The sequence below is a fragment of the Staphylococcus sp. HMSC072B07 genome (assembly GCF_001815505.1).
In the GTDB taxonomy this organism is placed as follows: Bacteria; Bacillota; Bacilli; order Staphylococcales; family Staphylococcaceae; genus Staphylococcus; species Staphylococcus simulans.
Map to the genome: position 1 here is coordinate 1 of NZ_KV820943.1, position 241 is coordinate 241.

Sequence of the window (241 nt, forward strand, 5' to 3'; positions counted from 1 at the left end):
TTTTTATAGAAACCACTATCTACAAATTCATTATAAGCATCAGCGATTTCTACATCAGTTGTAACCCCATTAGAATCGACATCTAAGTCGCCTTGACCAGTTAAAGTCGGTTCAAAGCCAACAGGCGTTGCGAAAGCAACTTTATATTTACCATTAGGCAAATCTTTAAATTCATAGTTACCGTTATCGTTCGTAGTTGTAGTTTGAGTTGAAGTATCAGGTTTTGTAAGTGTGACTTGTA

At 35.7% G+C, this 241-nt stretch carries 1 protein-coding gene; it reads right to left on the bottom strand.

What is annotated here, in order from left to right; genetic code table 11:
* Positions 1 to 241, bottom strand: a 241-nt coding sequence (locus tag HMPREF3031_RS10440; RefSeq protein ID WP_180364339.1) for an SdrD B-like domain-containing protein, incomplete at both ends; no start/stop codon positions are given.